This window comes from Pyruvatibacter sp. HU-CL02332 (assembly GCF_040362765.1).
Taxonomy (GTDB): Bacteria; Pseudomonadota; Alphaproteobacteria; order CGMCC-115125; family CGMCC-115125; genus Pyruvatibacter.
The window spans coordinates 339,381-361,317 of sequence record NZ_BAABWK010000002.1 but is presented as its reverse complement, the minus strand read 5'-3'; the positions used below and the strand labels follow the sequence as shown (position 1 = coordinate 361,317).

The window sequence follows — 21,937 nt, the reverse complement described above, 5'->3', positions numbered from 1 at the left end:
CTGAGTGCCGCTTGCGGCCATAATGACCTCGAAACAGATTTTCGAATTCTGGCTGAATGGGAGGCCATCTCATGTTCATTGACGTCGTATCAGACACCGTCTGCCCGTGGTGCTACATCGGCAAACGCCGCTTCGACATGGCAAAGGCTGAACGCCCCGACATTGAAATCGACCTGCGCTGGCGCCCCTATCAGCTGGACCCGACGATCCCCGCTGAAGGCGTGGACCGTCGCGAATACATGGAAGCCAAGTTTGGCAAGAACCGCTCCAAGGAGGTCGGCAACGTCATTCGAGAGGCGGCAGACGAAGCTGGAATTACCCTGGCTTTCGACAAAATTCAGCGCTCGCCTAATACATTTGATTCGCATCGGCTGATCCGGTGGGGGGCAAGTGCCGGGACACAAAACGAGATCGTTGAAATCCTGTTCCGTCGCTATTTCGAGGATGGCGAGGACATTGGTGACCGTAAGGTTCTGGTCGATGCCGCCAAGGAAGCAGGCATGGACCATGAGCTGGTGGCCTATCTGCTGCTTCACAACAAGGATGCGGACCTCGTCGCCAACGAAGCCAATCAGGCCCGTGAAATGGGCATCTCCGGCGTTCCCACCTTCCTGTTTGAAGGCAAGTTTGCGGTGGTTGGCGCGCAGGAAACCGAAGGCTATTTGCGGGCCATCGACAAGGTGCAGGCGAAGCTCAGCGAGCAGGCTGCCCAATAGCGCCCCGATAGCAACTAGGCCCCCGAGCCACCCTCTGCGAGCGTTGCCAGTTCTTCCATGACGGCACGGGTGCCCTTGAGGCGGTCTTCCGCGTCCGGCCAGTTGTGCTTCACTACAATCTTGTGGTCGGGCCGCAGCTTGGCGTCCCCACGGGCGCGATTGATGAACTGAACAAGGCCTGCCGGGTTCGCAAACTCATTGTTGCGAAGACTGATGACGCAGCCCTTGGGACCCGCGTCAATCTTCTCCACATTGGCCGCTCGGCACAGGCGCTTGATCTCAACGATCTCAAGCAGATGCTTCACCTCGCCCGGCAGATGCCCGAAGCGGTCAATAAGCTCAGCGGCAAAGCCTTCAATTTCCTGATGCTCTTCAAGGGATGCCAGACGGCGATAAAGGCTCATGCGCACGTCAAGATCAGCCACATAGGTGTCCGGTATAAGAACCGCCGTGCCGACACTGATCTGGGGTGACCATTCGCCCTCTTCCTTGTCGAGGCCCCCTGCCCGCGCCTGCGCCACCGCTTCTTCCAGCATGTGCTGATACAGCTCGTAGCCGACTTCACGAATGTGTCCGGACTGCTCGTCTCCCAGCAGGTTGCCGGCACCGCGGATATCAAGGTCATGGCTTGCCAGATTGAAACCGGCACCCAACGAGTCCAGTGACTGGAGAACCTTCAGGCGTTTCTCGGCGTTGACGGTCAGGGTGCGGTTTGGCGGGACCGTCAAATAGGCAAACGCACGCGCCTTCGAGCGCCCGACCCGGCCGCGCAGCTGATAGAGCTGCGCCAGACCAAACCGGTCCGCCCGGTGCACCACCATGGTGTTGGCCGTGGGAATGTCGAGACCGCTCTCCACGATCGTCGTCGACAGCAGCACATCATACTTGCCGTCATAGAACGCATTCATGATGTCATCGAGCTCGCCCGGTGGCATCTGGCCATGGGCCACAACGGATTTTACTTCCGGCACATATTCCTTGAGGAAAGCTTCCGCATCCGCCAGGTCTGAGATCCGCGGGCACACATAGAAGCTCTGTCCACCGCGATACCGCTCGCGCAGCAAAGCTTCACGAATGACCACCGGGTCAAACGGCGTGACAAAGGTACGAACTGCCAGCCGGTCCACCGGCGGCGTCGTAATCAAAGAGAGTTCGCGCACGCCGGTGAGCGCCAGCTGCAGGGTGCGCGGGATCGGCGTTGCGGTCAGCGTCAGCACATGCACGTCGGCCTTGAGCTGCTTGAGTTGTTCCTTGTGGGTCACGCCAAAGCGCTGCTCTTCATCAACGATCAGCAGGCCCAGATCCTTGAACTTGATCGACTTTGCCAGCAGCGCGTGGGTGCCAACCACAATATCCAAATCCCCGGACGCCATGGCTTCGCGGGTTTCATCCGCCTGTTTCGCGGTGACCATACGGGACAGCTGCGCAACCTTGAGCGGCCAGCCCGCAAAGCGCTCAGTAAAGGTCTTGGTGTGCTGGCGGGCCAGCAAGGTCGTGGGCACGACGACCGCTACCTGCTTGCCGGACATGGCAGCAGCAAAGGCTGCACGCAACGCAACTTCGGTCTTCCCGAAGCCCACATCGCCACACACCAGGCGATCCATTGGTTTGGACTCGGCAAGATCAGAAATAACATCACCGATGGCGTTCTGCTGGTCTTCGGTTTCCTCATAGGGGAAGCGTGAGGAGAACTCGTCATAGAGACCCGGCGCGGGGACGGCAGGTTCCGCGGTCTTGAGCGCCCGGGCGGCAGCGACAGCGATGAGTTGGTTCGCAATCTCGCGGATGCGCTCCTTCATCTTGGACTTGCGGGCCTGCCAGGCGCCGCCGCCAAGCTTGTCCAACTGCACTTCCGTGTCATCCGACCCGTAGCGCGACAGAAGCTCGATGTTTTCTACCGGCAGATAGAGCTTGTCATTGCCCGCATAGACAATCAGCAGGCAGTCATGAGGTGCGCCCTGCACTTCGATGGTTTCAAGGCTGGTGAACTGGCCGATGCCATGGTCCACGTGCACCACGAAGTCGCCCTGACTGAGGCTTGATACCTCGGACAGGAAGTTCTGCGCACGGCGTGCCTTGCGCGTGCGGACAAGCCGGTCTCCCAGAATGTCCTGCTCCGCAATGATGGCGGTTGTTGGTGTCTCAAAGCCTGTCTCAAGGCCAAGGACGACCAGAGCGACGGTTGACGCTGGCAGGCTTTGCGCGTCCTTCCAGTCATCCGCAATGACAACCGGTTGAATGCCATGCTCGCCAAGCACGTGGCTCATGCGTTCAGCAGACCCGTCTGACCAGGCAGCCAGAACCACGCGCTTACTGTTTTTCTTCAGCGAATTGATATGTCCGCGTAGCGCGTCAAAGACGTTTGCGTTTTCTGCTTTGCGCTCAGGCGCAAAGTCACGACCCGGCCGCGCGCCCATGTCCAGGGCATCAGGACCATCAGGCACATCGAAATGGGAAAGCGCACGGGTTGGATGTTCCCCAAGTGTCGCCTTCAACTCGTCCATTGTCAGATAGAGCGAGTCCGGCGGCATGGGGCGATAGGCCGGTGCGTCAAACCCGGCAGCACCAGCATTTTTCTTCTTCTTCGAAGCCTTGGCCACCGATTGGCTGACATCAGCGTCCTCGGTGCGGGCCGCGTAGTAGTCATCAATCATCTCGCGGCGTTCGCCAGCGGCTTCTTCCGTCAGAGGATCAAGCGTAATGACCGTGCTGGGCCCGGCATAGTCAAACAGGGTGGCCATTTCTTCGTGGAAGAGCGGCAGCCAATGCTCCATGCCCTGATGACGACGTCCTTCACTGACCGCTTCGTAAAGCGGGTCCTCGCCGGTAACCGTGCCGAAGTTTTGGACGTAGCCGGCACGGAACCGCCGGGTGGTTTCTTCGTCGAGGAGAATTTCTGTGGCGGGCACCAGCTCGACGCGATCAAGTTTGCCGGTTGTCAGCTGTGTCTCGGGATCAAAAGAGCGCACGCCTTCAAGCGTATCGCCGAACAGATCAAGACGGACCGGCTCTTCAAAGCCAGGCGGGAAGATGTCCACGATGCCGCCGCGAACGGCAAACTCGCCCTGTTCACGCACCGTGCCTGAGCGCAGATATCCGTCACGGCCCAGATAGGCCAACAAGGCGTCCAGGTCGATACGGTCGCCCTGCTCCGCGCGCCAGCTTGATTGTGCCATGGTGCTGCGTGACGGCATGCGCTGGAGCGTGGCGTTCACTGTCGCAATCAGAACAGCCGGACCGGAAGTCTCGTTACGCCCGGCAAGCTCTGCAAGTGCCGCCATGCGCCGCGCAATCACATCGCTGTTTGGCGAGACGCGGTCATAGGGCAGACAGTCCCACCCCGGCAGCTCGATAACCGGCAGGTCCGGCGCAAAAAAGCGCAACGCTTCCTTCAGCCGCGCAAGCCGTGGTTCATCGCGGGCGATGTGCACAACGAGCTCGCCACGCGCCCGCGCCAGATCGCTTAGGGCGATGGCATCAAAGCCCTCCGGCACACCGCCCGTGGTAAGGCGTCCGGCAGCAGAGACGAACTGTCCGTCCGCCGCCGTCCCATGGCCCGGTGCGTGTGTGAGGGAGGAATTCATCGGATCGTCCGTCTAGCGTTCAAGCCGTGTGCGTTGTGGCACGATGTGAGACTGGAGCCGCGTCATCAGATTGGTCTTGTATTCGTCAGGAACAGGCTTGGTGTTCGATATCCACCCATAGACGTCCTGATCCGGCGCTTCCATGAGCCGCTCGAAATCCGTGAGGTCATCCGTGGTCAATTCTTCGACGTAGGCGTCAGCGAATGTCCCAAGGATAAGGTCATTCTCCTTGATGCCACGGTGCCACGCACGGAACTTGATCCGGCGGCGACGGGCGTCGTCGTCGAGGTTTGAAGACTCATATGAAGGCGTGTTGTCGGTCATGGCGTGCGATATACCTTGTTGAGGGGCTGTAAGTCAGCCCCCTGATAGCTATATCGCCCACACAATCTCGCCACCCGCTTGTCCGTCAAATGACCGCTAAACGCTGGAAATACCCGCTAAATGAACGCCTTCGAGACGATCAAGAGCCAGAATGCCCGGCTGACCGCTCCTCTGCCCGATGGCCGTAAACTTGGCTATTCCGATACCGGCGACCAGACCCTGCCGCCTGTCTTCTATCTGCATGGCTTTCCCGGGTCGCGGCTTGAGGCCTCTTTTCTGACCATCGAGGGCGCACGGCTGATTGGCATTGATCGCCCGGGCTATGGCCTTTCAAGCCCCAAGCGCCGCCGCAAGCTGGCGGATTTTCCAAAGGATGTTGCCGCGCTGGCGGACCATCTGGGCATAGACAGGTTTGCCGTCATGGGCGTGTCAGGCGGTGGACCTTATGCCGCCGCCTGCGCCCATTGGCTGCCGGACCGCGTGGTGGCGGCAGCACTCGTCTGCCCACTGGGACCACCAGAAGCGCCCGGCATGAGCCAGGGGCGGCTGAAGATGCTAACCAACCTCGCCCGTCGTCCCATTGCCCGCCAGGCGCTGTTTGGCATCGGGCGCGCCATTGTGATGGATGACAACTGGATGCGTCGCGCTGCTGCCTATCGGGCCAAGCAGCCGCGGGCCGAAGCCGACAAAGATCTCATGAAAAGCGACATGAGCCGCCTGATGCTGGCCAGCTGGCGGGAAGCGATCGGCAGCGGTGTTGCCGGCATGTCGAGTGACAGCCGCATCTATGGCAGCCCCTGGGGCTGGCGCATCTCCGAGATACAGGTGCCGACCTATTTGTGGCACGGCCATGCAGACACGGTCGTGCCCTCATCCATCGGCCGGTACTACGCCGCGCGGGTGCCGGACATCGAAGCCACCTTTACAGAAGATGACGGTCACTTCTCCATCGTGCTGAATTTCAAAGATGAGATCATTCAAAAACTGATCAGCCATCTTTAGGGCGGTGGGCGTTCGGCCCAACAGTGTCCGCTGGTTTTATCTGCCTTGATAAGCGAGCGATGGGCGGACAGGCCCTCGGGGATCATGCTAAATGATGATCCATGACCCCGCCGTCCACCACATCAAACGCCAAAGCCGTGCCCCCCAAGGGCCGCCCCGAGGCGCTGTTTCCGCTGTTCGCGGACGCCGTCAAGCTGCCCGGTATCGGCCCGCGCCTGCAAAAACTGCTGGAAAAGCTGACCGGTCCCAAGGTCGTGGACCTGCTATGGCACCTGCCGGTCGGGCTGATTGATCGCCGCAACCGTCCGCACATCATTGACGCGCAGCCCGGCGTGATTGCCACTCTTGAGGTCACGATCGGGCCGCATAACGCGCCGCCGCGCGGCAGTCGTGCGCCCTACCGGATTCCGTGTACGGATGAGACCGGTGAAATCACCCTCACTTTCTTTCATGCCCGCGAAGACTATCTGCGCCGCACGCTGCCGGAAGGCGAAAAACGCGTCATCTCCGGCGAGGTCGAGGCCTATGGCGGTCAGATACAGATGACCCATCCTGACCACATGCTGACGCTGGAAGATGCGGCAAAGCTGCCGCCCTATGAGCCGGTCTATCCGTTGACCGCAGGCCTCTCCGGCAAGGTGCTGACCAAGGCCATTCTGGCAGGCCTGGAGCGAGTGCCGGAATTGCCTGAGTGGATGGATGCAGCCTGGGCGCGACAGCAGAAATATCCCCATTGGCATGAGGCGGTTAAGGCGGTCCATCAACCAGACAGTCCCGAGTCAGTTAATCCGCGTCACCCTGCGCGTGCGCGCCTGGCCTATGACGAGATGCTGGCCAACCAGTTGGCGCTGGCGCTGGTGCGTGCCCGAATGAAGCGCAGCCGTGGCCGGCCGCTGTCCGGTGACGGGACATTGCGGCGCAGGGTTGAAGATGCCCTCCCCTTCGAGCTTACCCGTGGCCAGCGTGTGGCCGTGGCGGAAATCGAGTCAGACCTCAAAGAGCCCTACCGGATGCTGCGATTGCTGCAGGGTGACGTTGGCTCGGGCAAAACCATGGTGGCGCTCATGGCCATGCTGGTGGCCGTTGAAGCAGGCGCACAGGCGGCCTTGATGGCGCCAACCGAAATCCTCGCTCGCCAGCATGCCAAGACACTTGAGCCACTTTGCGAAGCAGCGGGCATCCGCATGGCCGTGCTGACCGGACGTGACAAGGGCAAGGCGCGCGACGCCATTGTGGCTGCAGCTGAAGCCGGAGACATAGACATCCTCGTGGGCACCCACGCTCTCTTTCAGGGAAGCGTGGCGTTCAAGGACCTGGCCGTTGCGGTGGTGGATGAGCAGCATCGCTTCGGCGTTCGCGAACGCATGGAACTGTCGTCCAAGGGCGTGGCCGGAACGGATGTGCTGGTGATGACGGCGACACCGATACCCCGCACCCTTCAGCTCACAGCCTATGGCGACATGGACGTCTCCCGCCTGACGGAAAAACCCGCGGGCCGCAAACCCATCGCGACGCGTGCCCTGCCGCTTGAACGTATGGATGAAGTCACGTCCGGCCTTGGCCGCGCCATCAGCGAGGGCCGCCAGGTCTATTGGGTATGCCCCCTCGTCGAAGAATCCGATGTGCTGGACGTTGCTGCCGCAGAAGAACGCTATGCCGGCCTCAAGGCGTCGCTCGGTGCGCGGGTCGGCATGGTCCATGGCCGCATGAAAGGCCCGGAACGCGAAGAGGTCATGACCGCGTTTCAGGCAGGTGAGATCGATATTCTAGTGGCCACAACCGTGATCGAAGTCGGCGTCGATGTGCCCAATGCCTCGATCATGGTGATTGAACATGCGGAACGTTTTGGCCTCGCCCAGCTCCACCAGCTGCGGGGCCGTGTCGGCCGTGGGTCTGCCGCATCAAGCTGCCTGCTGCTCTACAAGACGCCTTTGGGAGAGATGGCCAAGAAACGCATCGCCACCCTGCGCGATACTGAAGACGGATTTGTCATCGCGGAAGAAGACCTGATCCTGCGCGGCGCTGGCGAAGTTCTGGGAACACGTCAGTCCGGGCTGCCTCAATTCCGACTGGCCTCTCTGGAAGCCCATGCGGACCTCATTGCTGCTGCCAGAGATGATGTGGAGCTCATCCTCAACAAGGACCCCGAACTTGAGACAGAACGCGGTGCCGCGTTGCGCGTGCTGCTCTATCTGTTTGAGCGCGACGAAGCGATCCGCTACTTGCGCGCCGGGTAGATATGTACTGCGAGCCAGACTGTGGGCGGTGATGTCCGCGTGTAGGTGACGCGATGCTTTTGATGGGCCGGGATGAGTGTCCAGTCACCGCGTGAAAGTGCCGTCTCTCCCTGACCGTCAATTTCCAGTCTGGCATCTCCTTCAAGAACACAGACCCACTCATCCTGTTCTTGATCAAACCATCCTGTTTCGGGTGCCTGGTGCCCGGTTGAGATGATCCGCTCAATTTTGACATTACTGTGGTCCAGCAACGTATCGAATTGTTCTGTCGGAAGCGCAGAGTCAGGAAGACCGGAAAAAAGATTACTGGTCCCGGTCATGACCTATTTGTGCAGCTCATCTTCTTCAGCCTGCGTTCGCACGTGATAGCCGGACAGCGTGGTGCCGTCGGCATCAAACTCCGGCGCCACCAGACCTGCTGAGATCACCATCTTGGCTGCGTCTTCAACGGACATTTCCAGCGTGATGACATCCCGCCGGGGAACGAACAGCAAGAACCCGCTGGTCGGGTTTGGCGTGGTCGGCAGAAAGACACTCACCATCTCTTCATCTGCCCGCGCCTGCACTTCACCCTTGGCGGCGGTCGTGACAAAGGCAATGGAATAGACGCCGCGACGTGGATACTCGATGAGTGCCACTTCTCTGAAGGATTGTTGCGACTGGCTGAGGACCGTCTCGAAAATCTGCTTGAGCGCGCCATAGATATTGCGGACCAGCGGCATACGGCCCACCAGCCGTTCGCCGTAGTTGACCAGCGTCCGGCCAAACAGATTTGCCGTCAGGGCCCCTAGCAAGGTCAGCAGCACCACCGCAATGATGACGCCCAGACCCGGCACCGTGAAATCCAGGTACCGCTCAGGGCGATACTGGTCTGGGATCATCGGGGTGAACCAGGCATCCACGAAATCCACAAACCACATCACCAGCACAACGGTAATCGTGACCGGGGCTGCAACCACCAGGCCCGTCAGAAAGTAGTTGCGCAGTCGCGACAGGAAGCGTGACGGTTCCTTGGGTTCAATCAGGGGGGATTGTGGATCGCTCATGATTGCTGCGACTCGGGGTTGAGGTGGATCAAACGTCACTCTAGCGCGCAATGGCACGGCTGGTCATCCGCGCTGTGACGTCTAGAATGATCCTCGAAAAGTCATTGCAGATAAACAAATGAGCGGTGCCCCATGAGGCTTCGCCTGAGGAAACACAGATGAAAATCCCTGAAGGATATCGCGTCCGCCTGGAGCCTGAAGACGAGTACTGCCACGAGCCTGACGCAGCGTCCAACTACAATGAGAGCATGTATTTCAACATGTTTGACCCCGATCAGAAGATCGGTGGCTGGTTCCGTCTGGGCAATCGCCCGAATGAGGGCTACGCCGAAATGACCAACTGCCTGTATCTGCCGGACGGGCGAGTCGCGTTCATGTATGCGCGCCCCAAGATCGACGGCAACAAGGAGCTTAAGGCCGGCGGCATGCATTTTGAGGTCGTGGAGCCGTTCAAGAAGCTACGCGTCACCTACAAGGGCAAGGTCTGCGTGCTGACCGATCCCAACGAGATGGCGGACCCGGCAGCCGCCTTCAAGAACAACCCGATTGTCGATTGTGAGGTTGATCTTGCCTATGAGGGCGTCTCGCCGATGTTTGGCGGTGAGACCGTGAAAGAAGACGGCTCTTCGCTGGAGATCGATCCGGAAAAGAGTTTTGCCAAGGCACATTACGAGCAGCACATGGCCGCTTCGGGGCACTTCATCATTGGCGATGAACGCTTTGACGTCTCCGGCCACGGCCTGCGCGACAAGTCGTGGGGACCACGGTACTGGCAGGCGATCCACTGGTATCGTTGGTTGCCGATGAACTTTGGCGCTGACTTCGCGATGATGATTTCCATCGTGACAAATGCCGAAGGCCAAAGTCGCATGGGCGGCATGGTGCTGAAAGACGGCAAATACGATCTGATCGACCATGCCGAGATCGACAGCGACTGGGACGAGAACTGGTACCAGACCGCCCTCACCGCCCGCATCAAGACGCAAAGCGGCGCCGACTATGAAGTGTCAGGCAAGGTGATGTCGCTCATTCCCTTGCGCAACCGCCGCAAGACACCTGACGGCGAAGAAATGCTGACCCGCATCACCGAAGGCATGACCGAGTACACTTGCAACGGTCAGGTTGGGTACGGCCTGTCGGAATATCTCGACCAGATCGTTGACGGCAAGCCCGTGAGCATCGCGTCATGAGTAGCGCTGCAAAACTGGACGACACACCGCACGTGCTGGCACAGCCACTCAAGAAGGCTCTGGGACGTGTCTGGGCCAATACGGAACATGTGGGCGGCGTCCGTCGGCTGTCCGGCGGAGCCAGTCAGGAGACATGGGCATTTGAAGCTCAGGCCGGGCATAACAACCATCACCTGATCCTGCGCCGCGCCCCTGGCGGCAGCACCAACAACAAACGCGATACAGCGGTTCCTCTGGCGACCGAAGCGGCGCTCATTCAGCTGGCCGCCAAGCAGGGCGTGCCGGTTCCCCCGGTCAAGCTTGTGCTCACCGATGCCGATGATCTGGGCGACGGGTTTGTGATGGACCGCATTGAAGGCGAAACCATTGCCCGCAAGATATTGCGTGATGCGGAATATGCGGACGCCCGGCCAAAGCTGGCACGCCAGTGCGGAGAAATCCTTGCCCGCATTCACGCCGTGCCACGCGGCTCGCTGCCGGAGATACAAACGTCACCGGCCCGGTCTGAAATCGACAAGTACCGCGACATCTACAACTCGATGAAGCACCCGCACCCGGTCTTCGAGCTGGCATTCAGATATCTGGAAGACAACCTGCCGACGGATGACAGCCTGACCCTTGTGCATGGTGACTTCCGCAATGGCAATCTGATGATCGGGGCGGATGGTGTGCGTGCCGTGCTCGACTGGGAACTCGCCCATGTGGGTGATCCGATGGAGGATCTAGGCTGGATCTGCGTCAACTCCTGGCGCTTTGGCGAAATTGACAATCCGGTAGGAGGCTTTGGCTCTCGCGAGGATATGTTCGCCGGATATGAAGCCGCCGGCGGTGCCACCGTCGATCCTGAGCGTGTCAAATACTGGGAAGTTCTGGGCACGCTCAAATGGGGCATCATGTGCATGATCATGGTGTCGGCCTTCACCAGTGGCATGGACCGCTCTGTAGAGCGGGCGGCCATTGGCAGGCGGTCATCTGAAACGGAGATTGACCTACTCACCCTTCTGGCGCCGCGCGGAGGACAAAAATAATGCAGGACCAACCAGCAGCCCATGATCTCGTGACAGCCGTGCGCGAGTTCCTAGAAAAAGTGGCGATGCCGAAGCTGGAAGGCCACGACGCTTTCCACGCCCGCGTGGCTGCGAACGCGCTTGCCATCGTCGAACGCGAACTGGCCATCGCGCCCAGTGATAACGCGCAGGAATCTGAACGCCTTGAAGGCCTGTTGGGCCATGGTGGCATGTTGCAGGATCTGAACGAAGAGCTCTGCACGGAGATCCGCGAAGGACGCGTCACACTGGATACGCCCCACCTGGCGGATCATCTTTGGGCCACGACGCTCACCAAACTGTCCATCGATCAGCCGCGCTACGCTGCATACAAAAGAGCGATTGAGCAGACCAATACGCTCGATGTGTAACCCCTCAGCAGGAGACAAGTCATGATCATGATGTCTGATGACGGCCCGGTTGCCATCGTAACCTTTGAAAACCCGCCCATGGGCTACATGAACATGGAAATGGTGAAGGAGCTTGATCGCATCGTCGCTGCCTATGAGCAGGACGACAATGTGCGGGCCATTGTGTTCACCGGCGGGCTGCCGAACGTCTTTATCCGTCACTACGATGTGGAGGAGATCATCGCGGCAGGTGACTTTGTCAAATCCACCGGGCGCAGCGTTGACGACATTGTGGAAAGTGCTGCCGCAGAGACCGACATCTCCATTCTGTTCAATCGCGTCGATAATTGCCCCAAGCCCACCATCGCCGCCATCAACGGCATGTGCATGGGCGGTGGTTTTGAGTTTGCGCTGTGCTGTGATTTCCGGATCGCCGGCCAGGGCGCTTACACGATTGGTCTGCCGGAAACCAATATCGGCATTTTTCCCGGCGCCGGCGGCACGCAGCGGCTGCCCCGCGTCATTGGGGAAGCACGGGCACTGGAGATGATCCTGCGCGGTCGCGTCGCCGGCCCGGAGGAAGCGGCAGAGTTGGGTCTCGTTCACAGATTTGAGACTGGCGATGTGGTCGCCGCCGCTGTAGGTCTGGGCAAGGAGCTGGCGCAAAAGACGCCCCGCTCCCTTGCGGCGGCGAAAATGCTGGTGAAGTCGGCAACCCAGAAAACCCTGTCACAGGGGCTCGCTGACGAGCGCGCGGAATTTATGCGCCTGCTGGCGGATGATCCTGAAGCCATGGACGCCATGAAAGAGTTTCTGACCGGCGATGGAGAGATTGCCTGATGCGTTTTCTGTCTGGTGTATCCGCGCTGATAGCAGCGGTGCTTATTGGTTTGTCGCCAGCCCGGTCTGAAACCGTGCAGCTGGATTTCGACCCTGGCCACACGCACATCATGTTCAGCGTCATGCATCTGGGCCTGTCACGGACCTATGGTGAGTTCGAGAAGTTTGAAGGACGCGCCGTCCTCGACGTTGATCGGCCTGAAGGTGTGGTGGTTGAACTCACGATCGATGTGGCCAGTCTCGACAGCGGTCTGAAGGCCCGGGACGACAATCTCATGGGCGGCTCATGGTTTGATGTTGAGGATCATCCAACCATGACCTTCAAGGCCACGGGCCTCGATGTGACCAGCGAAACGACAGGAAAACTCAGCGGCGACTTCACGCTCCTGGGGGAGACCCGACCAATTGTGCTGGATGTCGCTTTCAATGGAACCGCATCTGATCCATTTTCCTCCAGAACAACACGCTGGGGTTTTTCAGCCAGTGGCGCTATCAAGCGCTCTGACTTTGGAATGGATTTCGGTCTGAGTTTTGTGGGCGACGACATCACGCTGGTGATTGAAACCGAACTGCTCCAGCGCGACGACGAGTAGCCGCCGGACATTCTGACCGACCTGCGGCGCTGAAAAGCATCGACTGTGATTTAAGAGAAGGACGAAACTGTGCTGCGATATCTGGCTTGGGGAGCAGCGGGACTTGTCGCGCTGATTGCGATTGGCGGTGCTGCCGCGTACCTGTTCCGCGGGGAGTTGGTTGCCTACTACGTAAATCCGGGAAAACCATTCGCCGAGTTCACACCGCCTGCGGCACCGGACTATGAAACGCCCGAAGCCTGGGCCGCCATGCCCGGCCGCGCAGACACGGCAGATTTGAGTCCAGCAGGCATGTCACCGGCAGTCGCGGATGAAGCAGCACGGATCGACGTTTTCTTTATCCACCCCACGACCTTCCTCACCAGTGAGGCATGGAACGCGGACATCAACGACGTGGCCTCTCGCTACATCATCGACAATGCGGTGATGGCCCATCAGGCGAGTGCGTACAATCTGGCTGGCCGGGTGTATGCGCCGCGATACCGTCAGGCTGCCATCTATGCCTTCATGGAACCCTGGGCAGAGCTTGAAGAGCCGCAGGGAGAATTGGCGCTCGACCTTGCTTATCAGGATGTCGCACGCGCCTTCGAGACCTATATCCGCCTCTACAACAATGGGCGCCCCTTTATCCTTGCCGCCCACAGTCAGGGCTCACTGCATCTCATTCGCCTGATGCAGGACTATCTCAAGCGCCCTGAGCTCAAGCAGCGACTTGTTGCGGCCTATCCTGTCGGCATGTCCATGCCGTCCCACCTGTTTGACGGATTGCTGGCGCATGTTCCTCCGTGTGCGGAGCCTGACCAGACGGGCTGCCTTGTCAGCTTCAATTCCTTTGGGCCCGATGGGGACCCCAAGGTGTGGTTTGATCAGCAGCGCATCTGGGAAGGCAGCGACCTCGTGCCTGTCGCCGGGCGCGCCATCAACTGCACCAATCCACTTAGCTGGAGCGACAATGGCGAGGCTGCCGGCGGCGACCTTCACAAAGGTGCCCTGCCCTATGCGGCCGCTCTGGGCGAGGAACAGCCCGTGACCCGGCTGGCCGACCCGCAGGTGCTGGATGTCTTAGTCCAGTGCCGAGGCGGCATTGCCTACATGGACCAGCTGCCGCCGGATGAGTTCGGTGAACTGGTGTTCGAGAATGAGGACTACCACGTCTACGACTACAATCTCTTCTATGGCTCGATCCGCGAGAACGCAGCATTGCGCGCTGCAGCATATATGGCGATTCAGTAGCCATATACGCACGTGTGTCCGCGTAATTGCTGCACCGCACTCCTGCCCCGTTGGCGTTTGGTCGCAGCAGCGCTAGGCTTTCATCCAAGGAAACGAGTCCGCACCCAAATGACGGACCATCCGGGATGGAAGCGTGACAGCTCGAGCGCAAAAGCTGCCGGGCCTAGGGGAGAGAAAACCATGAAGAAAACAACGGCCAGACTCCGTCTGGCAGCCGCATTGGCAGCAATGGCTGCAATGTTCGGCGCGCCGTCTGCCAATGCATTTACCGGCATTGAGCCATTCCTCGGCCAGTGGCTGGGCGACGGCGTAACGGCCACGACCGGTGCCATGGAGAATGTGGATTTCCGCGGGACAGACCTTGATGTGCAGATCTATCCCAAGGGTGCCAGCGGCTTCATCGTCTCGCAGCGTGAAGTGCTGTGGTCAGCCGGGGAAGAAGAGCAGCACTCCATGACCCTGGTGTTTGATCCAACAGATCAGCCCGGCGTTTTTGAAGCGCAGGATGACTGCAATCCGGTGTCACAGGTCGGCTGTGCCTGGGCACGTATTGCCGGCGACACCCTCACCATCACCATGCTGTCGTTCAAGCGCTCTGACGAAGCCAACTACCGCGTCTACAAGCGGACCCTGACCGATAATGGTCTGGACCTGGCCTATAGCCACATGATCGACGACGATGTGGCTGAAAGCTTCGAAGGTTTCGCGGTTCGCCAGATCAACTAGGCAACCGCACCAGCGCACAAAAAAGGCCGGGGAATTTCCCCGGCCTTTTCTTTTGCAACGAGCGTCGTGGAGCTATGCCCCATGCGCCCCGATGATCGAGACCGAGCACACATTCTGAGATGGTGAGCCGCCCAGATTATGCGTGAGGCCGATCTTGGGATCCGCCAGCTGACGGGCATCTGCGCGGCCCTGCAGCTGCAGGTACATTTCGTAGAGCATCCGCAGGCCGGAAGCGCCAATGGGGTGGCCAAAGCATTTCAGGCCACCATCAATCTGGCACGGCACCTGACCGTCCGCGTCATAGAAGCCGTCCATGACGTCTTTCACAGCCCCACCTTCCGGCGAGATGAACAGATCTTCCATGGTCACAAGCTCGGTGACAGAGAAGCAGTCATGCACTTCCATCATCGAGACCTCGTCGCGTGGCTTTTCAATGCCCGCTTCCTGATAGGCCTTCTTGGCGGCGATGCGCGCCGTATGGAAGTAGGAGCCGTCCCAGGAGTTATGCTGGCTTTCAAGACCGTTGGAGACAGACAGCTGCAGCGCTTTCACGGTGACGATGTCATGCTTGCCCATGGCCTTGGCGATTTCCGGCGTCGTGACAATGGCCGCAGCCGCGCCGTCCGACACACCACAGCAGTCAAACAGACCCAGCGGTTCAGCAATCATCGGCGCGTTAAGCACCTGCTCTTCAGAGACGGCTTTTTGCAAATGCGCCTTGCCGTTCTTGGCTCCATTTTCGTGGCTCTTTACGGACACATGCGCGATGGCGCGCTTGAGATCGTCTTTGGAGACATCGTGCTTGGCCCGATAGGCGGACGCCAGCTGCGCAAAGTTGCCCGGCGCAGAGCCCGTCGGTGACCACTGGGGAATGAGCGTGCCCATGTTGCCTGTGGGCAGACCGCCATAGCCCGTGTCTTTCAGCTTCTCGACGCCCAGCGCCAGGGCGATGTCACAGGCGCCTGAGGCAACCGCATAAACAGCACCGCGAAAGGCTTCAGACCCGGACGCGCAGAAATTCTCAACGCGGGTCACAGCAATGTTCGGCAGCTTCAGCGCGATGGAGAGCGGCGTGCCGCCCTTGCCGGTGCCAATTTCATCAATGTGGGTAGAGAACCACGCCGCATCGAGCTGCGTCGGCTCAACGCCTGCATCCTGCATGGCTTCGAGATAGGCTTCGACCATCAGGTCCTCTGGATCGCTGTCCCACCGCTCGCCGAATTTCGAGCAGCCCATGCCCAGAATGGCGACTTTATCTTTGATGCCGCTAGCCATAATGCGTCTCCTCCTTGGTGGGCCGGTCTACGCGGCCCTGTTTCAATTCAAATGCCTATTTGCGCTTAGAATACTCCCAAGCACCTGTAACCAAAAGCCCCGCAAGAATGCCCGTGTTTTTCACAAACAGCTGCGCTTCGGCAAACACCAGTTCCTCCGGTACCGCCCAGAAATTGTGGACACCGATGTTGATAGCCAGTGTAAGGGCTGCCAGTGACAGGGCCGCAATGACTGGTCGAAAGCCAATGATCAGCATGGCCCCCAGAACAACCTCGAGAACCGCAGCCGTCCAATAAAGCGGCTCAACAAATGGCATGCCGCGCTCCGTCATGAGCGTGATGCCGGAAGCCGGGTCAACGAACTTCATGATACCTGGCAGCAAAAAATAGGTGCCGAGGAGAATGCGGCCAACAAGTCCAACAAGAGTCATGATGCATCTGCCATTTGCATGACAGCCTTTGTAATGAGATCAGCCAGTTCTTTGGGTTTCGACACAAAAGGAGAATGGCTGGCATCCATCTCATAAGTCGGCATGTCGTTGCGCGCGTCATACATCATGCGCTGCAGGCCGGGATGTACTGCCCGGTCCTGCTCGCAGACAATGCCAATGGCAGGCAGCGCCATCGCCCTGCCCTCCATATCTTCAAGAGCATCCATCAAAGGCTGTATGGGCTGCGGGATCAGCCGCGCATTGGCCGCGGCCTGATCTTCCGGCGTGCAGTCTTCGTAAAACACGAAGCTCCCTGCCCCGTCCTGAATGACTGTGCGTCCGCCGTCCGGTGCCATGTCCACATGGTCACTCAACTCATCTACCTCGGACGCCCCCGCCAAAGTGGCGATGCTGTCGCCATGCTGGAGCACGAAGGCTGCCAGATAGATCAGCCCGGCAATGTTGGTCGAGTAGCTGGGCGCCTGTGAGATGACGCCGCCGCCCATGGAGTGACCCACAAGCACAACCTGCTCGCTTTGCGCATTGGCAAGCAACGCAACAGCGCGGCCATAATCTTCCAGCGTCGTGGTCGCAGGCGCACCGTCCGGCAAATCATGCCCCGGCAGATCAAGCGTCAGAACCGTGTGTCCCTTCGCTTCAAGCTCCGGTATCAGCTTGTCCCAGCACCATGCACCGTGCCATGCGCCGTGAACGAGAATGAGCGTTGCCACTATTCCGCCGCCTGAGCGGTTGCGCCGGCCTGAGCACTGACACGCGGCACGGCTTTCCAGAAATACCGGGTGAACCCGCGCCGTGAATCCTTGGAGTGGATGCGGAATGCGAGGTCCACCTCCATGCCGGAATCCACCGTGCCCGGAATAACATCCGTGAACGACATCATGATCCGGCCACCTTCTTCAAAGGTCACCATGCCGTAGTGGTTGGGCGGTGCCTTGGAGAATGACAGGAAGTCAGCTGACCAGGACAGTATCTTCGCTTCCTTCTCGGCAAACTTGTACGGCTCCTGCGTATCCACCGTATGGTCGTTCGGGTTTACGGATATGCGCGAACGTGGGAACTGCACCGTGCCCGTCTTGGTGCACTTGCCGCCCACAAGGCCCATGATCATGTCTTCATTGCGGTACAGCGTGGTGAGCGCGGTCTTGTTGTCCTGCTCCGCGCGCATGCCCTGCTCCCATTCAACCAGTTCGTTGAACACCAGCAGCTTCATGTAGTTGTCTTCCGGACGGCCCTGCGCGAGCGATCCGGTAATGCCGCGCTTTTCGGACATGGTTCCGATGAGGTCAGTCGTTTCAAAGATCAGTGCGTCACAGCCCTGACCAAACTGAAGCACGAGAATTTTCTCGCCTGGCTTGGCGTCCTGCAGCGCATGCACCAGCATGACCAGCCCGTGGGCGGCACCTGCTTCACCACAATTAAGGGCCAGGTTGTCGCGCACCTTGTCGGGATCGATACCGGACTTCTTGGCAAGGGTGGCTGGCAGACGCGGGAACGTGCACGGCATCACGAAATGATCGATGCCGTCTGCACTGATGCCTGTCTTTTCCAGAACCGCTGCAATCGCCTTGGGCACGATTTTGGAAAAGCCCTCGTCGCGGATCCAGCGCTCTTCCCAATTGTAGTCAAACTCTTCGCCTTCGCCGCGGAAGTGGTCAACAAAGTCGACCGTCTCCGTGTGACTGCCAATGAATTTTGCGATGAGCTTGTCCGCACCCACGGTCAACGCGGCACCCGCATCGCCGAAATCCATCTCCTGCGTGCTGGCAGCCCGTGTCCGGCGGTGTTCACCTGCGGCGACCAGCGCGTTCTTGGAGGTGCCGGCGCCCACTGCGTTCAGGGCCTGAATGAGGGCCGTTGTGCCGGCGCGCTGGGTAGACGCAATGTCAGCGGATTGGATGCCGCTTTCCAGCGTCAGGGCCGCTGCCACCATCCCCGCATTGAGGCGGTCAGAAAATGGCATCGTGGTTGATGCAAAGTAAATGGCGTCAATATGGCTGCGGTCATCATCCCTCCCCAGGGCGTCCCGGGAGGCTTCTACAGCCATGGTGAGCGCGTCTTCGTCCCAGTTTGCCAGGGATCGTTCACCCTTGGCCTTGCCCATTAAATTTGGTGCCAGCCATTGGTGTGCGGCTGCAACAGACTTACGTTGTAGGCGAAGGCGCGGAATATATCCGCCAAGCGACGTGATCCCGATGTCCTGGGTCATTAACGCGTTCCCCATGTTTTGTGTTGTTCAATATCGTTTGGCCGGGAGTTTAGGGGGAATGACCGATGTCGCACAACAATTTGGGCATGTGGGATGCAGCAGCATCTGCGGAGGCCTTCTTGCGGCTCAACGATGACGAGACAGACCCTGCGGAAACCGACCGCCTCATCAAAGAGGCGGTGAAGGAAGAGCTCCGCAATAGCTGGTTGCACATGTCCCGTCGTGGCCTGTGGATCGCCCTTGGCGTCACATTTTTGATGATTGGTGCGGTTGGCGTGTTCCTGCCGCTGATCCCCACAACAGGACCCCTGCTGGTCGCCGCCTGGGCTTTCGCCAAGGGGTCACCTGCCCTTCATCACTGGTTGATTTCAAACAAGCTGTTTGGCCCATTCATTGTGGAATGGGAGACCTATGGCGTTATCAAGCCGCGCGCCAAACTATTTGCACTCAGCAGCATGGGGCTGGCATCTGCGTGGATGATATTTGGTGCTGATATGCACTGGGCTTTAGCGGCACTGGGTGTCGGTCTTTGCATGTTTGGCTCGGCTTACGTGGCAAGCCGCCCGTCCTCGCACGCCGATCAGAACGACGCCGCTAGCTAGGAGTCGAGGCGCGGCGGACCGGCTTCGTCGGTCAGCACCTCAACAGCAGCCAGCACCATTTCCCAATGGGTGTAGCCGTCAATATCGCCTGAGAACCCAAGCTCGGACACGCGCATCATGGCAATGACCTGTGCGTCCTCGCCATATTGCGCAATCAGTGTCCGCGCCGCCGCAATAGCCTGCGCTTCCTGGCTGGTTTCCGGATGAGGAATGTCGTCGTGATCAGTCATAGCTGCAAAGCTAGGGCCCGTGCACGGCCTGTCCAGTCGCTTTAGAGGATTTGATGCACATCGTAGCTGACGCCCGTGGAGGTCAGACGGCCAACACCGACAGCCTGAATGCGATTCAGCCAGGCATAGCGCTCGTCACCCGTTTCAAACAGCGGACAGGTTCGGAAATAGTAGTCGGCCGGATCCACACTTTCAGCAGTCTGCGGATTAAACACCTTGGGCTGAAGGTCAGCGGGAATGTCCATCCGCCCGCCATAGGTCACATAGATGATCGCACCATCATGGGTCTTGATGCAGATGCGCACATCAATCACCAGGCAGCCATCCTGGCGGACCAGCGCCCAGTCACCCCCGCCCGGCAATATATCACCCTTGAGTTTGTCACCTTCGACTGTGCCGCTGGCCACATAAGCCACCATGCGATTGCCGATGGGCCCCGCGCCAACCGGCAGCGATGCATCAAGCGATGCCGCCATGGAACAAAGAAACTCGCTTTTGAGTGCTGCAACCATCAATCGTCTCCCCGAATAAATTTCGGGGCAGTCTAGTCACACGTCAGACAGTCCGTAAACGCCAGACACTGCGGCACAGTCTTACAACTTGGTGACGTAGCAGTCCTGACCTTCGGCCTTCAGCGTGTTGCACAATGCAGCTGCTGTTGACTTGCCCGCCATGGGGCCGACACGCAGGCGATAATACGTGCCTTTCCCGGGCACCTCGGCACGCTGCACCAGATGCTCGCGATCCTGCAATGTAGTGGCGTGGGAGGACCGGACACTCTCCCACGCCAGTGCGGCCTCAGCCTCAGAACGGAAGCTTGCAAGTTGCACCGCATAACCTGTTGAACTTGATGGCGCATAGCTGCGCTGGAGAGCCGGAGCAGGCGCAAGAGCTGCCTGCCGGAAACCTTCAGTCGCAACACCGGGAAACGAGAGCCCTGTTCTGGGTTGTGGTGCCATGGCGGCTATCTGCGTTTCCTGTGATGTCCGCAACGCGGTGGCCGGGAGCGCTGGCTGTGGCGTCACGTCGTCCAGCGTCAGAACTGCATTGCTTCCCGCAGGCAGAATGGTCGTCGTCCATGTACCCATCATCGGCATGGGTGCGGTCTTGGTTGCTGTCACCGGTTGGGCTGTGCCCGCTGTGGTGATGCGGCGCGCTTCGACTGATGGGGCTGCCTGAACCGGCTGCGCCCATTGCTGAGCTACTTGCTGAGCCTGCGGAACAGCCGCCGGACGGATGGCCACCGGAGCGGAGGCAACCGACATCCGCGAAGGCACTTCAACACGCTGCGGCTGAACCGGTTTTGCCACTTGTGCAGACGTCGGAGTTGAAACCGGAGTTGGCGCAGGTGGTGGTGGAAGCATCGCGGTTTCCACGATTGCTATCTTAGCCGGTGGTAGCTCAGCAAGATCCGCCATGGCAGATGCTGCGGGTTTCACAGGTTCCGGTGTGGCTGCAACGGCAAGGGCCGAGGGCGCTGCCGGCAAGGCGGCAAGGGCTGCGCCGGCAGGCTCATAGTCCGGCGCCAGAGAGATGGCCTTTTCGAGGTCAGCCCGCGCGCCTTCTATGTCACCTAATGCTTCCTTGGCGATAGCCCGGCCGTAGTGCGGCAGATGCGGAAGCGGGTTTCCAAGGGCAATGGACTGGTCATAGTCCGCAACGGCGGCCTCAAGAGCCCCTACCCGGCGCAATACATTTGCGCGGTTGTTGTAAGCAGCAGACATGTCCGGGGCCAGGGAAATGGCCAGATCAAAATCCTGCTTGGCGCGCTCCTGCTGCCCCAGATTATCCAGCGCCGTGCCACGATTGTAATGGGCCCGTGCACGCATGTTGTCCGGCAGTTCTTCCAGCCACAGCGCGGTAGTGTAGTCCGCTGCAGCCTCGTTAAACGCGCCGCGTTTTTGGTGGATGATGCCACGATGATAGTGGGCCGCTGCCATGATGCGCGGCAGTTGGGCGTTGGTGGCGATGATTTCATTGAACAGGCGCAAGGCGTCATTTAGCCGTCCGTCAATAAGGGCCTGCGTGGCCTCATTGGTGCGCGCCAGAATGGCCTGTTTAGCTTCCGCCTGAGTTTGTGGCTGACTTTGGGCCTGCGATAGAGCTGCGCTAGGCATAGCAAGCCCTGCTGCAAGCACTACCAAAGCACCCAGGACTAGTCCCCAAAGGGATACGCCAAATGTGGTCGTTTTAGATTTCACGAATCGCTCCACCACGTCACTCCTTCAACTTAGCAGACGTATGGCGGAGGTTCATGCCCCCAGATCGCACCCATACGGTCCAGTC

General features: G+C 59.5%; 22 protein-coding genes. 11 read left to right on the top strand and 11 right to left on the bottom strand.

Translation table 11 applies throughout. The features are described 5' to 3' along the window. Positions 1–71: 71 nt before the first annotated feature. Entirely contained in the window at positions 72–716 is a 645-nt protein-coding gene (locus tag ABXH05_RS12440) for a DsbA family oxidoreductase (protein WP_353561287.1), read from the top strand. Between the two features lie 14 nt (positions 717–730). On the opposite strand, the gene mfd is transcribed toward ABXH05_RS12440, so the two are convergent. Both mfd and ABXH05_RS12430 read right to left on the bottom strand, forming a co-directional pair. Beyond that, complete coding sequence (gene mfd, locus ABXH05_RS12435) at positions 731–4,300, bottom strand: transcription-repair coupling factor (RefSeq protein WP_353561286.1); 3,570 nt, start codon at positions 4,298–4,300, stop codon at positions 731–733. Positions 4,301–4,312: 12 nt separating this feature from the next. Continuing rightward, a complete protein-coding gene (locus ABXH05_RS12430; protein WP_353561285.1) occupies positions 4,313–4,624 on the bottom strand; it encodes an FAD assembly factor SdhE in 312 nt (103 codons plus the stop codon). 120 nt (positions 4,625–4,744) lie between these two features. Between ABXH05_RS12430 and ABXH05_RS12425 the strand changes: the two genes are divergently transcribed. Both ABXH05_RS12425 and recG read left to right on the top strand, forming a co-directional pair. Continuing rightward, positions 4,745–5,626 carry an alpha/beta fold hydrolase gene (locus ABXH05_RS12425; protein WP_353561284.1) on the top strand — a complete coding sequence of 294 codons (882 nt, stop codon included), beginning with the start codon at positions 4,745–4,747 and terminating at the stop codon, positions 5,624–5,626. A gap of 101 nt (positions 5,627–5,727) precedes the next feature. Next, positions 5,728–7,863, top strand: coding sequence for an ATP-dependent DNA helicase RecG (gene recG / locus ABXH05_RS12420; RefSeq protein WP_353561283.1), 2,136 nt, complete (start codon positions 5,728–5,730; stop codon positions 7,861–7,863). Here the strand turns inward: recG and ABXH05_RS12415 are convergent. Both ABXH05_RS12415 and ABXH05_RS12410 read right to left on the bottom strand, forming a co-directional pair. After that, positions 7,845–8,183, bottom strand: coding sequence for a cupin domain-containing protein (locus ABXH05_RS12415; RefSeq protein ID WP_348140376.1), 339 nt, complete (start codon positions 8,181–8,183; stop codon positions 7,845–7,847). The two genes, recG and ABXH05_RS12415, sit on opposite strands and share 19 nt — an antisense overlap. 3 nt (positions 8,184–8,186) lie before the next feature. Next, complete coding sequence (locus ABXH05_RS12410; protein WP_353561282.1) at positions 8,187–8,909, bottom strand: DUF502 domain-containing protein; 723 nt, start codon at positions 8,907–8,909, stop codon at positions 8,187–8,189. 158 nt (positions 8,910–9,067) lie between these two features. On the opposite strand from ABXH05_RS12410, the gene ABXH05_RS12405 reads away from it, so the two are divergent. From ABXH05_RS12405 to ABXH05_RS12375, 7 genes are all read left to right on the top strand, one after another. Then, a complete protein-coding gene (locus tag ABXH05_RS12405; RefSeq protein WP_353561281.1) occupies positions 9,068–10,099 on the top strand; it encodes a DUF7064 domain-containing protein in 1,032 nt (343 codons plus the stop codon). Positions 10,100–10,131: 32 nt separating this feature from the next. Beyond that, positions 10,132–11,127 carry a phosphotransferase family protein gene (locus tag ABXH05_RS12400; RefSeq protein WP_502947746.1) on the top strand — a complete coding sequence of 332 codons (996 nt, stop codon included), beginning with the start codon at positions 10,132–10,134 and terminating at the stop codon, positions 11,125–11,127. Beyond that, positions 11,127–11,516: a DUF6285 domain-containing protein gene (locus ABXH05_RS12395; protein ID WP_353561279.1), complete on the top strand. Its 390-nt coding sequence runs from the start codon at positions 11,127–11,129 to the stop codon at positions 11,514–11,516. Before ABXH05_RS12400 ends, ABXH05_RS12395 begins: the two co-directional genes overlap by 1 nt. Positions 11,517–11,537: 21 nt before the next feature. Then, positions 11,538–12,335: an enoyl-CoA hydratase/isomerase family protein gene (locus ABXH05_RS12390; RefSeq protein WP_353561278.1), complete on the top strand. Its 798-nt coding sequence runs from the start codon at positions 11,538–11,540 to the stop codon at positions 12,333–12,335. Beyond that, positions 12,335–12,928 (top strand): YceI family protein, encoded by a 594-nt coding sequence (locus ABXH05_RS12385; RefSeq protein ID WP_353561277.1) that lies wholly within the window; start codon positions 12,335–12,337, stop codon positions 12,926–12,928. The genes ABXH05_RS12390 and ABXH05_RS12385 overlap by 1 nt, the downstream gene beginning before the upstream one ends. Positions 12,929–12,997: 69 nt before the next feature. Continuing rightward, complete coding sequence (locus tag ABXH05_RS12380) at positions 12,998–14,161, top strand: DUF3089 domain-containing protein (RefSeq protein ID WP_353561276.1); 1,164 nt, start codon at positions 12,998–13,000, stop codon at positions 14,159–14,161. A 180-nt stretch (positions 14,162–14,341) separates the two neighbouring features. Further along, positions 14,342–14,887 (top strand): hypothetical protein, encoded by a 546-nt coding sequence (locus ABXH05_RS12375; RefSeq protein WP_353561275.1) that lies wholly within the window; start codon positions 14,342–14,344, stop codon positions 14,885–14,887. Between the two features lie 72 nt (positions 14,888–14,959). Here ABXH05_RS12375 and ABXH05_RS12370 read toward each other — a convergent pair whose 3' ends face one another. The 4 genes from ABXH05_RS12370 to ABXH05_RS12355 are packed head-to-tail and all read right to left on the bottom strand — an operon-like array spanning position 14,960 to position 18,819. After that, positions 14,960–16,162 carry an acetyl-CoA acetyltransferase gene (locus ABXH05_RS12370; protein ID WP_043949028.1) on the bottom strand — a complete coding sequence of 401 codons (1,203 nt, stop codon included), beginning with the start codon at positions 16,160–16,162 and terminating at the stop codon, positions 14,960–14,962. 55 nt (positions 16,163–16,217) lie between these two features. Beyond that, positions 16,218–16,592, bottom strand: a complete 375-nt coding sequence (locus ABXH05_RS12365) for a DoxX family protein (RefSeq protein ID WP_353561274.1) — start codon at positions 16,590–16,592, stop codon at positions 16,218–16,220. Further along, positions 16,589–17,323, bottom strand: coding sequence for an alpha/beta fold hydrolase (locus tag ABXH05_RS12360; protein WP_353561273.1), 735 nt, complete (start codon positions 17,321–17,323; stop codon positions 16,589–16,591). The genes ABXH05_RS12365 and ABXH05_RS12360 overlap by 4 nt, the downstream gene beginning before the upstream one ends. Continuing rightward, positions 17,323–18,819, bottom strand: coding sequence for a hydroxymethylglutaryl-CoA synthase family protein (locus tag ABXH05_RS12355; protein WP_353561272.1), 1,497 nt, complete (start codon positions 18,817–18,819; stop codon positions 17,323–17,325). The genes ABXH05_RS12360 and ABXH05_RS12355 overlap by 1 nt, the downstream gene beginning before the upstream one ends. 65 nt (positions 18,820–18,884) lie before the next feature. On the opposite strand from ABXH05_RS12355, the gene ABXH05_RS12350 reads away from it, so the two are divergent. Then, on the top strand, positions 18,885–19,421 hold the full coding sequence (locus ABXH05_RS12350) for a YbaN family protein (RefSeq protein ID WP_353561271.1): 537 nt from the start codon (positions 18,885–18,887) through the stop codon (positions 19,419–19,421). On the opposite strand, the gene ABXH05_RS12345 is transcribed toward ABXH05_RS12350, so the two are convergent. The 3 genes from ABXH05_RS12345 to ABXH05_RS12335 form a co-directional block, all read right to left on the bottom strand. Next, positions 19,418–19,651, bottom strand: a complete 234-nt coding sequence (locus tag ABXH05_RS12345) for a hypothetical protein (protein WP_353561270.1) — start codon at positions 19,649–19,651, stop codon at positions 19,418–19,420. The genes ABXH05_RS12350 and ABXH05_RS12345 overlap by 4 nt on opposite strands. A gap of 41 nt (positions 19,652–19,692) precedes the next feature. After that, positions 19,693–20,163, bottom strand: a complete 471-nt coding sequence (locus ABXH05_RS12340) for a DUF3237 domain-containing protein (RefSeq protein WP_353561269.1) — start codon at positions 20,161–20,163, stop codon at positions 19,693–19,695. Positions 20,164–20,244: 81 nt separating this feature from the next. Continuing rightward, positions 20,245–21,852, bottom strand: a complete 1,608-nt coding sequence (locus ABXH05_RS12335; RefSeq protein WP_353561268.1) for a tetratricopeptide repeat protein — start codon at positions 21,850–21,852, stop codon at positions 20,245–20,247. Positions 21,853–21,937: the final 85 nt, after the last annotated feature.